Origin of the sequence: Methanolobus profundi (assembly GCF_900114835.1) — an archaeon.
Lineage (GTDB): Archaea > Halobacteriota > Methanosarcinia > Methanosarcinales > Methanosarcinaceae > Methanolobus > Methanolobus profundi.
In genome coordinates this window covers 201,846-213,814 of the sequence record NZ_FOUJ01000001.1, presented here as the reverse complement: position 1 = coordinate 213,814, position 11,969 = coordinate 201,846, and the positions used below count along the sequence as shown (strand labels likewise).

At 41.9% G+C, this 11,969-nt stretch carries 13 protein-coding genes; 6 read left to right on the top strand and 7 right to left on the bottom strand.

Annotation, left to right across the window (positions count from 1 at the left end; translation table 11 throughout):
- Positions 1–71: 71 nt before the first annotated feature.
- The 3 genes from cfbA (BM008_RS01150) (at position 72) to BM008_RS01140 (ending at position 1,961) form a co-directional block, all read left to right on the top strand.
- Positions 72–467, top strand: a complete 396-nt coding sequence (gene cfbA / locus BM008_RS01150; RefSeq protein WP_091932007.1) for a sirohydrochlorin nickelochelatase — start codon at positions 72–74, stop codon at positions 465–467.
- Between the two features lie 582 nt (positions 468–1,049).
- Positions 1,050–1,445, top strand: coding sequence for a sirohydrochlorin nickelochelatase (gene cfbA, locus BM008_RS01145; RefSeq protein ID WP_091932005.1), 396 nt, complete (start codon positions 1,050–1,052; stop codon positions 1,443–1,445).
- A gap of 84 nt (positions 1,446–1,529) precedes the next feature.
- A complete protein-coding gene (locus BM008_RS01140) occupies positions 1,530–1,961 on the top strand; it encodes an N-acetyltransferase (RefSeq protein ID WP_091932002.1) in 432 nt (143 codons plus the stop codon).
- A gap of 77 nt (positions 1,962–2,038) precedes the next feature.
- Here BM008_RS01140 and BM008_RS01135 read toward each other — a convergent pair whose 3' ends face one another.
- Together BM008_RS01135 and BM008_RS01130 are read right to left on the bottom strand one after the other, a co-directional pair.
- A complete protein-coding gene (locus tag BM008_RS01135) occupies positions 2,039–3,106 on the bottom strand; it encodes a GTP-binding protein (protein ID WP_091932000.1) in 1,068 nt (355 codons plus the stop codon).
- A 32-nt stretch (positions 3,107–3,138) separates the two neighbouring features.
- Positions 3,139–4,413: a GTP-binding protein gene (locus BM008_RS01130; protein WP_091931997.1), complete on the bottom strand. Its 1,275-nt coding sequence runs from the start codon at positions 4,411–4,413 to the stop codon at positions 3,139–3,141.
- A gap of 392 nt (positions 4,414–4,805) precedes the next feature.
- On the opposite strand from BM008_RS01130, the gene BM008_RS01125 reads away from it, so the two are divergent.
- From BM008_RS01125 to BM008_RS01115, 3 genes are all read left to right on the top strand, one after another.
- On the top strand, positions 4,806–5,504 hold the full coding sequence (locus BM008_RS01125; protein ID WP_091931994.1) for a DUF169 domain-containing protein: 699 nt from the start codon (positions 4,806–4,808) through the stop codon (positions 5,502–5,504).
- A 104-nt stretch (positions 5,505–5,608) separates the two neighbouring features.
- The gene (locus BM008_RS01120) at positions 5,609–6,181 is read left to right on the top strand and encodes a DUF1847 domain-containing protein (protein WP_091931992.1); all 573 of its coding nucleotides are present in this window, start codon (positions 5,609–5,611) and stop codon (positions 6,179–6,181) included.
- A gap of 14 nt (positions 6,182–6,195) precedes the next feature.
- The gene (locus tag BM008_RS01115; protein WP_177187919.1) at positions 6,196–6,858 is read left to right on the top strand and encodes an MBL fold metallo-hydrolase; all 663 of its coding nucleotides are present in this window, start codon (positions 6,196–6,198) and stop codon (positions 6,856–6,858) included.
- Between the two features lie 68 nt (positions 6,859–6,926).
- Here BM008_RS01115 and BM008_RS01110 read toward each other — a convergent pair whose 3' ends face one another.
- The 5 genes from BM008_RS01110 to BM008_RS01090 all read right to left on the bottom strand — a co-directional run bounded on the left by BM008_RS01110 (position 6,927) and on the right by BM008_RS01090 (position 11,913).
- Positions 6,927–7,622 carry a DUF169 domain-containing protein gene (locus tag BM008_RS01110; RefSeq protein ID WP_091931990.1) on the bottom strand — a complete coding sequence of 232 codons (696 nt, stop codon included), beginning with the start codon at positions 7,620–7,622 and terminating at the stop codon, positions 6,927–6,929.
- Positions 7,623–7,818: 196 nt separating this feature from the next.
- On the bottom strand, positions 7,819–8,919 hold the full coding sequence (locus BM008_RS01105) for an AI-2E family transporter (RefSeq protein WP_091931988.1): 1,101 nt from the start codon (positions 8,917–8,919) through the stop codon (positions 7,819–7,821).
- Positions 8,920–8,939: 20 nt separating this feature from the next.
- Positions 8,940–9,989 (bottom strand): PGF-pre-PGF domain-containing protein, encoded by a 1,050-nt coding sequence (locus BM008_RS01100; RefSeq protein WP_177187918.1) that lies wholly within the window; start codon positions 9,987–9,989, stop codon positions 8,940–8,942.
- A gap of 19 nt (positions 9,990–10,008) precedes the next feature.
- Complete coding sequence (locus tag BM008_RS01095; protein ID WP_091931982.1) at positions 10,009–10,812, bottom strand: TrmB family transcriptional regulator; 804 nt, start codon at positions 10,810–10,812, stop codon at positions 10,009–10,011.
- Between the two features lie 42 nt (positions 10,813–10,854).
- Positions 10,855–11,913 carry a COG1361 S-layer family protein gene (locus tag BM008_RS01090; protein ID WP_342707553.1) on the bottom strand — a complete coding sequence of 353 codons (1,059 nt, stop codon included), beginning with the start codon at positions 11,911–11,913 and terminating at the stop codon, positions 10,855–10,857.
- Between the last annotated feature and the right edge of the window lie 56 nt (positions 11,914–11,969).

Sequence of the window (11,969 nt, the reverse complement as noted above, 5' to 3'; positions counted from 1 at the left end):
ACCCTACTACCCCCGTTAGTAACACAAATACTATTGAGATTATTACTATATTTTACAAAGAAGGTTACATTATGAGTGAAAAAATCGGAATTTTAGCTATTGGACACGGCAGCAGATTACCATACAACAACCAGGTAGTAACAGAGATCGCTAACATGATCAAAGAAGCTCATCCTGAATATGTTGTAAAGGCAGGATTCATGGAGAACAGCGAGCCTACAGTCGAAGAGGCACTCATGTCCTTTGAAGGAACCGGAGTAACAACCATCGCTGCAGCACCAGTATTCCTTGCATCAGGAATCCACATCACAAAGGATATCCCTGCGATCCTCAAGCTCGACCCTGAGACAAATGAAGGAGAGCTCGAACTTGACGGAAACAAAGTAAGGATCGTCTACGCAAAGCCTCTTGGCAGTGACGAGCTCATTGCAGACCTCATCTTTAAGAGAGCACAGGAAGTCCTGTAAACTGTGTCATTGACACAGTACTCTTTTTCATTCTTTTTTTACCTGAATATCCTTTTGGAAATCTTTTCGTTCTATCTTACAACAGGAATTGTTTACGAATCACGGCCCCGTAGAAGATCTTGTTGATCACAACTTTGATGGCCACTATTTTCAATAACTACATTATTTCAATAGTCTTCAGGATGGCAGTAAAGGAACGTGCCGCCTGCGGCGGATGGTTGCACCGTTTTTGTTTTCGATAATTCTTGTTGAGCTATCAGAAACACAAGAACACGAGGACTATCAGGGTTGGCAAATAGGAACTCATGAATAACTAAGATCATCACGGAGGGTCCGGCGAAGCCGGCACAATCCGAGAAAGATGCATATGATAATCTGTTCTTTATTCATTTTCTACATCCCGGTAATAATAGATCATAATTTATCCCACGCTCATGCCAGGTACGCACAATCGTAAGGGTCACAAAAATTAAGATTCCCTACAAAGCACAAATTTATCTCGATCAAGTATGTTCGTTTAGCAAAGAGATATATACTTTCTTACTAATGATATTTCCGGAAAGAAGACATAGAAGGTATATCATGAGTGAAAAAATAGGCATTTTGATCATTGGGCACGGCAGCAGATTACCATACAACAACCAGGTGGTCACTGCGATCGCTGATATGATAACAGAGAAGCATCCGGGATACATCATTAAAGTAGGATTCGTAGAGCACAGTGAGCCTAAGGTCAGGGAGGCACTTATGTCCTTTAAAGGGACAGGTGTGACTAAAATAGCTGCAACACCTGTATTCATGGCATCGGGAGTCCACCTCACAGAAGACATACCGGAGTTCCTCGATCTTGATCAGGAGACGAACGAAGGGGAGATAGAGTTCGACGGACAAAAAGTAAAGATCACCTATGCAAAACCGCTTGGCAGCGATAAGCTCATTGCAGACCTTATTTTCAAGAGAGTTCAGGAAGCTCTTTAAGCTGTGCCACTGACACGACCCATTCTTTTCTTTTTTTGTTCTAGTCGGTCAAAGAATCCTGTTTTTAGTCATTGATGTGAATACATGATCAGGGAACTTGAAAGCTTCGAAGTGGATACAATTATGGATATCTGGCTGAAGACCAATATCAGAGCACACAGCTTCATACCTGAAAAATACTGGCTGGATAACTATAATGTTGTCAAAGAGGAATATCTGCCGATGTCTGAGACATTTGTCTATGTAGAAGATGATGTGATCAGGGGCTTTATAGGCGTAATTGATGACCATTTCATTGGTGCATTGTTCGTCATGGAAGAATATCAGGGAAAAGGGGTCGGAAGGAGACTGCTGGACCATTGCAAGTCACTCTGTTCTGATCTGGAATTGGGAGTATATTCAGAAAATAAGATGGCTATTAGGTTTTACACGAAGAATGGTTTCAGAGTAAAGAAAGAACAGCCTAATGAGGATTCAGGCTTCATGGAATATCTCATGTCCTGGAAAAAAGAATGAAAAGCCATTGAGTTACACTGGAATGGAAGTAATGGGTTTTCATTCTTTAATGGGAAGCTCCACATGAACATTCAACTCTAGACAATTATCCCGAACTGGCCTGACCTTGAACTGACAGCATCGTCTATTATGTCTGCAATATCATCGCGTGTAATATCAGTTACTGCTGCAAATACGGTCATTTTGCCACCCTCATTGGCTCCGATGCTGAGATATTCAATCTCTGGTTGATCCTGGTAGGAGGTAACACTGATCTTAAAAGATACAGACCCTGTGTGGAGAAACATTTTAAGGTGCCCCAGGAACCGAGGGTTCAATTCCATTACTCTTTTCTTGATCGATCCGATCAGATCCAGAGCCAGATGAGTTAAGTGACCCAGCTCAGTGGAACTGTTTATAGAATAAGAATCAGCATAACTGCTTACATTGAAGTGGTTGAACTCATCTGTTTCAGAAGTACAGGGGTCACACTGAACTGACCCGTCTGTTCCCGCAGATCCTGCAGCATCATGATCCATTCCAAAAGAATGCACATCCTCCTTGAGATCTCTGAAAAATGAGTCTGCAAAAACTGCAAATGAACCATCATCCCATTTAAGTGAGAGAGAATGAAATTCAGCATCTGGATTTATTTCCTTTATAGCAGTTTCAAATTCAGACAGCTTTGATGTACTTAACAGGTCTTTTTTGTTAAGCAGTATAATATCTGCATTCCCTATCTGTTTTGTAATTGCATCACCGGAATGCTGCATCAGGTCTTCAAATTTACTTCCATCGATCATTCCTATGATCGGGCCCATAGTGACCTCAGGTCCGAGATCGATCATCTCTATCTGCTCCTTGATCCTTAGGGGAAATGCAACTCCTGTTGGTTCGATCAGGAGGATATCGGGATCATATTGTGCCTGTACTAGTGCTATATTTCCCTCCAGGGCATACTTCAGGGTGCAGCAGATGCAACCTCTAGGTATTTCCTTTGATCTCAGTCCGTTCTCACTGATGACATGTCCGTCAACACCCACATCCCCAATGTCATTAACAAGCACTGAAACACTCAGTCCTTTGCTCTGCAGGTATTTTCCTATTCTGATAACAGAAGTTGTTTTTCCGCTACCAAGAAAACCACTGATGATGACTATTTTCATGTCTATCTCCACCGATCCAGATCACTTAAAGATCAGAGCAAACAGTCACTATCTCCTGTACTACAAGCTGTCAGGTCATGGTCGTAGATATCATCCATAGCATCGTTTTCCTCATGCAAATGCTTGTGATTATGGTGATCGTGGTCGTGGTGGTCATCATCGTGATCGTGGTGATGGTCATGGTGATGATCGTGATCATGCAATCCGTGAAGCCGCTGTATCAGCATATCCCTGCTGCCAAATATGTACTCCACATCCTCATCAACAAGATGGATAAGACGATCCTCATCTATTCCTGAAACCGCCGTCAGTATCTTAAAACGAAGACCTGAATGAGCAGATGTTGGTATAACATTTACTGCAGGTCTTTCAGAATAGGAAGTTATGCTTATTTTCACAGTCTCCTCAGAGGTTTCAAGGAACATTTTGATGTGACCTACAAATTCAGGGCTGGACACAATTACATCAGACCTGATCCTTTCTGCAATTTCCATTATGATCTCCCTTGCAGTTTCAGCATCAATATCCTCCTCAAGTATCCTGTAATCATTAGCATAAGAAGCAAGTCCCGAGCTTTCGCTATCATAATGGGTGTGATGAAGGTGAGAATGGTCCGATCCATCATCATGCCCTGTTTCCTGAACTGTTACAGTTTCATTGACCTGCCCACTGGAAGTTTCCTTATCGATAGCCTCATCATCACTGCTCTGTGGAACAACAATACCCATCAATTCGATGAAACCTTCATCTTCAGGTTCAGAAGACATTTTAAGGACCTTAGCTTTTGGATTTAACTGCTGGACAGATTCTTCAAGGATAGGTATCCTGATAGGATCGATCAGGTCTGTCTTGTTAACTACAAGGATCTCCGCATCCTCTATCTGTCTTAGTGCATACACTTTTACAGATCTCATGATGTCCTTGAAACGACTTCCATCAATCAGCGTAACAAGAGGTGCAACCCTTACATTATCACCGAAATTCATAAGCTCGAACTCTCTTTTGATAACATTTGGAAAAGCAATACCAGATGGCTCCACTATGACATAGTCCGGATCGTATGAGTTGTAAAGTTCGGCAAGTGTTGTTTTCATATTGAGCTTCAGTGTGCAGCAAATACATCCATTTGTTATTTCCTTTGCATCAAGTCCATATTTGGATATAAGGTCACCATCGATACCTACTTCCCCTACCTCATTCACTATGATCGCAACCGTATGACCCCTGTGAGCCAGTTCCTTTCCTACATTTATCACCGTAGTTGTCTTTCCGCTTCCTAAAAATCCACCTATTATTATTGCATCCATTTTAGCTACCTCCTTAAACGCAACTAAAAATTAGTATCACTTCATAATATATAATCTTTTTATAAAGTTGCATAGTATCCAAATATAGAGACATTATATATACGAGAAAAATATGCATGATTGACGGCGATTTCATAGAAATATAATATATTATAGACTGCTTTAGTAAAAATAACAGATACTAAACAATATAGTTACATAAATAATGCATTAAAAACAATATCAAATGACAGTACTTAATTTACTAAATAAAATATGATAGTAACTATTTTTGCATATGATGCAATAATCTAGTAGTCAGGAAACACCAGTAATAACAGAGAATACATCGAAAGCAGTAAATATCTGCCAGACCAAAATAACACTGATAAAGGTTTTGAGGAGTTGAAAACATGGACAATTATGAGATAGCAGAGAAGCTCGAAAAGATCCTTGACCTCAAATATGAACCAGTTGCAGTAAAAGTCATTAAGAAAGGAGAGAAGATCCCTGAAGGGTTCAACGAGCCTGATAAGAACATCAGGCACTGTCAGTCAATAATGAGAGCAAGGAAAGGAGAATCCTTTGTGATCCCTGCTGAGAAACATGCGTGTGTGGTCGGAGCTTCCAGTCTTGGCCTGGTACCAATACCAGATAAAGTGAAAGAAGGAGAATTCCATTCCAATCTTGGCATGTTCGACTGTTCCGATGCTGCTGCGAACATGATATGCCAACGCTCTGAGATCGAAGAGGAAAGCACAATAGCTACTGTTGTCGGACCATTGAAGAATTTCAAGATCGACCCTGACGTGGTAATACTGGTAGACCTTCCTGAAACACTTTACTGGCTTATTCCCGCAGCAACCTTCTTTGAAGGAGGAAGACAGGCTTTCAGTACAGCAGCCTTCCAGGCAACATGCGTGGACTCCACAATAATCCCGATGCTTACCGGTAACATGAACATGAGCCTTGGATGTTACGGATGTCGCAGGTCAACAGATATCAAGAATGAAGAGATGATAGCAGGCATACCTTACAAGAACCTGGAGATAATGATAGAGGCTCTTGAAAAGATACATGAAGGTCCAATGCAAAAAGCCAGACAGAAGTGACCTTTAACTTTTTTAAGCACATATCCCCGGCTACCACATATTTATCTCATATGAGAGAATATACGCACTCATATGACATACTTCAGGTCATATGGTGGTTCTAAATGAAATGTGCACGCTGTGACGAGAAACTGTGCCGGGAAGGCAAGGATTGTGCAGGCATAACTGATAATATAGACTATTCAGGCGACGAGCTCGGATCCATGAGAACATCTGCTGCCATAGAAGCCCGCTACTACATGGAAAAGACAAGACTTGAAGAGATAATCCTCTACGCAAAGGAAATGGGATACAAAAGACTTGGACTTGCTTTCTGTGTAGGCATGGAAAAGGAAGCTGAGGTCATTCAGAAGATACTGGAAAAATACTTTGATGTATACTCTGTGTGCTGTAAGGTCTCTGCCATCAGCAAAGAAGACTACGGACTTGAGAAACTCCATCCAGACTCATTTGACCCCACATGCAACCCCATAGGACAGGCAATGCTTCTCGGGAAGAAGGATACACAATTGAACCTGATCATAGGATTGTGCATCGGCCATGATATCCTGTTCACACAACATTCAGCAGCCCCTGTTACCACATTCATAGTAAAGGACAGGGTACTTGCCCATAATCCGGCAGGAGCCATATATTCAGGCTATTACCTCAAGAAGACATTTGGAATTGATGAGTGAAACGGAGGATAATTATGAAACTCACCATTGTTTATGATAATGAAGCAAAAGAAGGTCTCCAGAAAGGATGGGGATTCTCCTGCCTTATAGAAACAGGATATAATAACATCCTGTTCGACACCGGATGGGATGGGCATGCACTTCTTGATAACATGGAGAAATTATCTATTGATCCTAAAAGTATCGATACACTTGTTCTTTCACATCAGCACTGGGACCATATTGGTGGCGTGACAACTTTTTTGAACAGGAATGCGGATGTGGACCTGTATGTTCCCTCAAGTTTTTCAGCTAATCTGAAAAAAGAGATGGCAACACGGATCAATGGGAAACTTTATGGAATGAAAGACCCCGGAGAAATATGCAGGAATGTGTATACAACAGGGGAACTCGGAGATCAAACAAAAGAACAAGCCCTTGTCCTTAGATCGGAAAATGACAATTACATAGTCACCGGATGTGCACACCCTGGAATGCTGGCGATAACCGAAGCTGCATCTTCTTTTGGAAATATATCAGGCATATTCGGCGGGTTACACGACAGTCAGGAATATGGCGTGTTCAAAGACATGCAAATGATAGGAGCAGGGCACTGCACATCACACAAGGATGTTATCAGGAAAATGTACCCGGATAATTTCGTAAAGATATTTGCCGGATATACTATTGAACTATGATATCCGAGTTGAACTAAAAAGAGAAAGAGATCCAGCGCTTCAAAAGTGCCGGATCGAAAATATAGATATTAGCAGGCGTAAGTGCCGAACATGGCTTTTGCAGACTCTACAAGAGCAGGCAACATGTCCACAGGTACGCTCATTATCATTTCCTCATCCTGGATCTCTGTGTACTTTCTGCTGCCACTGCAACCGATAGTAACACCTGCTTCACCTGTGAGGTATGGGTATGAGACACCATCTGCACAGACACTCTGCTTACCGGCAAATCCTGCGTTCACACGACCACCGTTCTTCTGGAGCAGGGCCTGTGAGAGCTCCATCACGATCTTAGGCTTTGCGATAACGAGAATGACATCAGGAAGGAAAGTTGTTTTCTCAAGTGGAGCATATAGCACAGCTTTGATGGAATTTGCATCTACCATGGGCACCTTTTCCATGGTTGCCTTTGCAGCTTCAAGGGAAGCAAAGTGATTGAGATTATAGTAGACCTCACCGGATTTGAGCTTTGGGCTCATCTCAGCCAGACCCATTACGGATGCTCCACCCTTGCACATCTGATCATCCAGTGTAGCGTAGAATTGGTTGTGCAGCCTTCTAACATTATCTACCATCTGGCAGTGTCTTGTTGTCTCACCTATGTGAGGGATATCTTCAGGAATATCCTCATCCACCTTTACCAGATGTACAGCAACCGGGGAAGTGCCGATATTAAGGACGTCTTTAAGTTCTTTTCCTAATTTTTGAATTTCTTCGTTGTTCATCGCATGATCTCCTGTCATAAAAATTGTGTATTGGATGTGCATATACTACGCACAACTGCTATATCAAACTTACTATACCGGCATTCAAAAATCAGCATACTGCGGCACATAATGTTAACGTTGTTAACAAGTTATTAAAAATGAATTCAGGTATAAAATTAAGAAAAAAATGAAGAGAATACCCACATTGAGAGGACTACTCATCAGGATATATCTTCAACAGTTCATTGTAGAACTCTGTTAACACCACTTTGTAGACTATATAGATAGGGATGGCAAGTATCATACCCAGCGCACCAAGCATATCCGCAAATATAAGTGTGAGAAGGATACTGACCAGAGGACTTACTGCAACTTTTCCTGAGATCATATAGGGGATCAGGTAGAGATTGTCAACAAGCTGGGCAATGACAACTGTCACTACTGCCAGCAATGCAGTGGTGGGACTTACTATAAAACCAACTATCACGGCAGGAATGGCTCCAACCACCGGCCCGATATATGGAACGATATTGAGCAGTCCTGCAACAAAACCAAGGAAGAACCATCCGTTGATACCTGCAAGATAGAAACCTATGCAGCATATTGCCCCTACTATAACACTTTCAAGGATCTTGGCAGAGAAAAAATCACCAAGTCTTTTTCCTATATCAGAGATCGATGAATTTACACAGTCCTGGTATTTTAATGGGATATACTCAATGAACTCATTGACGATCACATTCTTCTTTGAGAAATACAGACGGAACATCATTGGTATGATAAGCAGACCAGTGAACAGGAAGAAAGACAGTTTGGATATCAATGAGGAAAAGAAGCTGAATATATAATCGCCCACGGACCTCATGTCCTCTCCTGAGATTATCGGTGCTGCAGTTCCATTCGGAGCACCTTCCGGTGATGCACCAGGAGTGCCGGTCATGTCAGCATTCCCACCTGAGAACGTAAAGAAACTACCATATGTTGAAAATAGGGTTGTTATACCTGATTCATACTCTTCCTGAGAGTCAACCAGGGAATTCATATCTGATAACTGACCCACGAATAGTAAAGAAACAAAAAGAATGGACAGCACTAACAATGTAAGACCATAGACCCTTCTTTCCCATAATGATCTGTGGCCGAATCTCTTATTGAAACCTGTAAGTATCCTGTCAGTCACAAGTACAAGGATACTTCCGACTATAAGCACGATGAAGAGATCCTCAAAATGGAAAAGGACCACAAAGAACATGGTCAGGAACGAAAAAACAAGGAGCATTATGCTCCATACTTTGGAATTGGTAGTCAGTGCCATATTCTAAACCTGTTATTGGATCAGTTACTTACAGGATTTCTTTTTATAAATAACTCTGTCATGGACCTCAGGACAGATGTTAATACATCCTCACTCTCTGATGTAGTACCGTTCCCATCTGACCCGTTACCTGCATCAGATGAAGAACTACCAGTTGTATCAGCACCAAGATCAACAACCACAACATCTTCATCCTGATCTTCGCTTACTTTTCCTGTAATGGCAAAATTACCGAATTCAGTAGTTGTTGAAACAAAAGTGATGGTGTTCTCATTCTCATCAATGACCTTGACAGGAAATGACTTCCAATTCGAACTGCCGAACACTTTCAACCTTATGGAATCCAGTACAATGTCATTCTCATCGATCCATTCCCTGTCAACATGGAAGACGATACGGGTATCACTCAGTTTGTTTTCCAGACCCGTATTGCTGAGTATTATATTAGAATAACAATAGACAAGATCATCCGGATCCTTTGACACTGCAGATGACCTGTTCTTCAGAACCTCAAGGGTCGTCTTCACATAACCTGCATTGACCGAGGAAACGAACGCCACGGAATCTATTGGGTCCGATCCATCAGGGAATGAATAGACAGTGGTTGTTCCTTTATTTACAACCAGCATCTGTACCTCTTTTAACATGATGTTCTCATAGTCCTCTCCTGAGGACACAGAGCCTGAAGAACTACCACTGCTTCCACCCCCACTGGACATAATCTGTGAAGGGGTTGCCGTAGCTACCCAGTACCACTGATTGAAGTCAGTTCCATTGAGATTGGAGACATTCACTCTGATACTATAATTACCAGTCTCGGAAAGGTCTGGCACATAGACCGAATCGTTAACATCATTATACGTATTGACAAGCTCATCGTCCAGATACCAAAAAATATCTGAGCTCTCACTTACATTAACTATGAACTCAGGTTCACGGTCAATTCTTGAAGTTATAACATCCTCATCCGGAGAGAACGTTACATTAAAACCAGGACTCACTTCCGCAGATACTGGTACAACCAGTATTATCAGTAAAATGGTCAACAAAATGATACTATGGATCTTCATAGGGAACACCTGAATTATCTTATTTAACGGTATCGTAGTCCTCTGAAGTCTCCCACTTAGCATTAAGTAGATGAGACATAGTATAGGCGAACTCTGCACCATTGGTCCACACAGCCGTAAGGTCAGCTTCCCCATCATCCTCTTTCATTATATCAACAAGCATCTCATTGTCATCTATCACCACAACAAAGCTTTTGAGATCGAATGAAGCATCCTTCACTGAATTCACCTTGACAGATGCAAGCGGCACCATATTAGAGATCTTTCTGGCCTCATCATCACTTGAACTAATGACCCTCACACTTACACCCTCATCAGTTGTTTTCCTGTTGAAGATACCGATGATCGTCATGTAGTCCTTTCTAAGAGATGGATAGTTTTCCGCAAATGTACGGAACGGGGTTGAGGAGCTCATTACGAGTATGTCCTTTTCAGCACCTTCGAGCATTTGTATGACCTTATCAGTGACATTCCTGGCACCTTTGATGGTCCAGATAAGTTCTTCTGTTCTGCCACAGGAAGATACACCATATATCTCGTTCAGTTCAGAGAGAACTTTGTCACATTCATCTTCGAAGTCACGCTTTAATTTTAAAATAGCATCTTCAGGAGGAAGGCATCTGTAACGCATGGGTTTTGTGTTCTGGAATTCGATGATACCCCTTTTTTCCAGTTTTTTGAGCGCACCATAGATAGCAGAATTAGGAACATCAGAATCAAGATGCAAGGCAGATACTGTTGCACTTTCATTCTTCGCAAGAGCAATGAATACCTTAGCCTCATAAGATGTGAAACCAAGGTTCTGAAGAGATGTTAAAAGCATAGTAATGAGAATACCCCCATAAATAGGGAGAGAAGAAGGAGATCAGTTATCTCCTTCTTTCTTAGCCATGAATTTCTTAGCGCCTATTACAGCAACAACTGCAATGATGAGCACTACAACAATACCAACATAAGCTCCTGAACCTGATCCGGATGAACCTGCAGGAAGTACCTCTGTTGTTATCTTTATAGTATCGGATATCTGACTGTGTCCATCCATATCCTCGTACTTGATCTCACTGTTGATAGCATACATCTTTGGAACGCCGGTCTCATCGACCTTCAGTTTGAAGACAGCTTCAGCAGTTTCTCCAGGTCCAAGTGAACCAATGAAGGACTGGTCATCGGTAGTACTGAACGGATCATCAGAACTTATCCTGACGGTTGCATCCTTTACAGCTTCCTCACCAGTGTTCTTGTAGGTCACATAGATAAGACCTTCCTGTCCTGCTTCCAGTTCACCGGTCACATTTACGACCTCGAAATCAGCCTCATCTTCTACAATGACACTCAGTTCTTCGAACTGCTGACCAACTGCATACCACAGACCAACTTCCATATTGGTGATACCAAGATCGGTCTCATTGTCACCGTTTATCTGCACATTCTCCTGATATCCATAATAGAGTGTCAGGTTGAGTGGATATTCTCCGGCAGGAGCATTCTTGGATATCTCTATATTGAATTCCAGCGGATCAGAGGTCTGTTCACCGGATGCGAGTGTACCGGCTTCCTGTGGACCTGAGGTTACCCTCACATTGGAGTCATCTGAAGAGAGAATAGCAACTATACCAATAGCTGTTGTTCTCTGAGCTTCATAACCCATCTCTGTCTTCTGTATCTTCTGATCGAGATCAGATATCGGGTCATCATCCTCTTCTGACTTGAAACCTGTTATGACACCTTTGTTCATCAGATTTACATCAAGGGTCACTTCATCTCCCCTTGAGTATTCATTATCTCCTACAAGAGTGGCACTGACATCAGGACCACCGTAAACTGTGTAATAGTTCTCATCAAAGTTGAAAAAGTCAGGAAGCTCTGAATCTATAGTCATCGTCTCAGCACTCACAGGCAATACAAAGAGCATACTGAGGACCAATGATACCAAAACCACCTTATTAAGATATATATTCTTCATCATTAACATCCATCCAG

Excerpts from the sequence above, each read along its gene's own strand:
- BM008_RS01140 (WP_091932002.1), top strand. The coding sequence starts at position 1,530 with ATGATCAGGGAACTTGAAAGCTTCGAAGTGGATACAATTATGGATATC.
- BM008_RS01135 (WP_091932000.1), bottom strand. The coding sequence starts at position 3,106 with ATGAAAATAGTCATCATCAGTGGTTTTCTTGGTAGCGGAAAAACAACT.
- BM008_RS01105 (WP_091931988.1), bottom strand. The coding sequence starts at position 8,919 with ATGGCACTGACTACCAATTCCAAAGTATGGAGCATAATGCTCCTTGTT.
- BM008_RS01095 (WP_091931982.1), bottom strand. The coding sequence starts at position 10,812 with ATGCTTTTAACATCTCTTCAGAACCTTGGTTTCACATCTTATGAGGCT.
- BM008_RS01125 (WP_091931994.1), top strand. The coding sequence starts at position 4,806 with ATGGACAATTATGAGATAGCAGAGAAGCTCGAAAAGATCCTTGACCTC.
- BM008_RS01120 (WP_091931992.1), top strand. The coding sequence starts at position 5,609 with ATGAAATGTGCACGCTGTGACGAGAAACTGTGCCGGGAAGGCAAGGAT.
- BM008_RS01100 (WP_177187918.1), bottom strand. The coding sequence starts at position 9,989 with ATGAAGATCCATAGTATCATTTTGTTGACCATTTTACTGATAATACTG.
- BM008_RS01130 (WP_091931997.1), bottom strand. The coding sequence starts at position 4,413 with ATGGATGCAATAATAATAGGTGGATTTTTAGGAAGCGGAAAGACAACT.
- BM008_RS01110 (WP_091931990.1), bottom strand. The coding sequence starts at position 7,622 with ATGAACAACGAAGAAATTCAAAAATTAGGAAAAGAACTTAAAGACGTC.
- cfbA (WP_091932005.1), top strand. The coding sequence starts at position 1,050 with ATGAGTGAAAAAATAGGCATTTTGATCATTGGGCACGGCAGCAGATTA.
- BM008_RS01115 (WP_177187919.1), top strand. The coding sequence starts at position 6,196 with ATGAAACTCACCATTGTTTATGATAATGAAGCAAAAGAAGGTCTCCAG.
- cfbA (WP_091932007.1), top strand. The coding sequence starts at position 72 with ATGAGTGAAAAAATCGGAATTTTAGCTATTGGACACGGCAGCAGATTA.